This is a genomic window from Vibrio sp. 2130-1 (genome assembly GCF_033339515.1).
Genome location: NZ_JAWOUT010000079.1, coordinates 1 through 1,109 on the forward strand (window position 1 = coordinate 1; position 1,109 = coordinate 1,109).

2 protein-coding genes are annotated in these 1,109 nt (G+C 62.8%); one reads left to right on the forward strand and one right to left on the reverse strand.

The genetic code is table 11. The annotated features are described in order from the left end of the window. The coding region (locus R7Q09_RS24345; RefSeq protein WP_318143720.1) for a MobA/MobL family protein at positions 1–524 on the reverse strand (524 nt) is incomplete at its 3' end. Between the two features lie 182 nt (positions 525–706). Here R7Q09_RS24345 and R7Q09_RS24350 point away from each other — a divergent pair. Next, complete coding sequence (locus tag R7Q09_RS24350; RefSeq protein ID WP_318143721.1) at positions 707–967, forward strand: mobilization protein; 261 nt, start codon at positions 707–709, stop codon at positions 965–967. The last annotated feature ends 142 nt before the right edge of the window (positions 968–1,109 follow it).

A 1,109-nucleotide genomic window follows, 5' to 3' on the forward strand; every position in this document is an offset into this window, starting at 1 on the left:
TCGGCCCATGCCTCGCGGGTCTGCTCAAGCCATGCCTTGGGCTTCAGGCTCTCGGACTTCTGCGCCCCGCCCCGCTCTGGCTGTTTGGCGTTGTACCGCTTGAACCACTGGTCAGCCGGGCGCTCGATACCGTCGTTCTTCCGCTCAGAGATCATCAAGTGGCAATGGGGGTTCTCACCTTTACCGGCATGAATGGCCAGCGTATACGGCAGGCGCTCGCCCTCGGTCAGATGCCGGGCGAATTCGTCCACCAGCTCCCGCTGCTGATCTAGGGTCAGTTCGACCGGCAGGGCAAACTCAACCTCTTTGAACAGCCGCCCATTGGCGCGTTCATACAGGTCGGCAGCATCCCAGTAGTCGGCGGGGCGCTCGGCCCACTCGGGCAGGTGGCCGGACTGAGTGTGCAGCACCTCGTCACGGTCGCGGGAGTAACGGCCCTCCCGCTGGATGTAATCGGCTTTCGCCTTGGCCGACTGGCCGCCGTTCCGGCTGCCGGTCTTGGCCGTAAGGTGATAGATGGCCATAGGGGTTTAGCTCCATGCAATGGCCCTCGGAGAGCGCACAGCCCCAAAGGGGTGCCCGCAGGGCAGTTTCTCGAAGAGAAACCGGTAAGTGCGCCCTCCCGTTAGAATGACGGTCGGGGTTTGCGGTGTCTGTGCTCCGATGATAGCATGATGGCAAGCACATAACCAAGGGGAATGTCAACATGGCAAAAGCAGCGGAACGGCTCGCCAAGCTGGAAGAGCAACGGGCACGGATCAACGCCAAGATCCAGCGGGTCAGGGCACGGGAGCAGCAGCAAAAGCGCAAGGAGGACACCCGGCGCAAGGTGCTGGTAGGCGCGTGGATACTCGGCAAAGTCGAAAGCGGCGAGTGGCCAGAACAGCGCTTGCTCGATGGGCTGGACAGCTACCTAGAGCGCGACCATGACCGGGCGCTGTTCGGACCGCCACCCAAGCAGGAATAGCAGCCACAGGAGCATGGCCAGCCGGAGCCGCAAGAGGGGCAAGGGTGAGCTTCTACCGGCTGACACCTGCCGAGATCGAAGCCCTGCAGCAAGAGATGCGAGAGGCGGGCGCGACCATCAAGGCGGAGATAGCCAAGCGCAA

Excerpts from the sequence above, each read along its gene's own strand:
- R7Q09_RS24350 (WP_318143721.1), top strand. The coding sequence starts at position 707 with ATGGCAAAAGCAGCGGAACGGCTCGCCAAGCTGGAAGAGCAACGGGCA.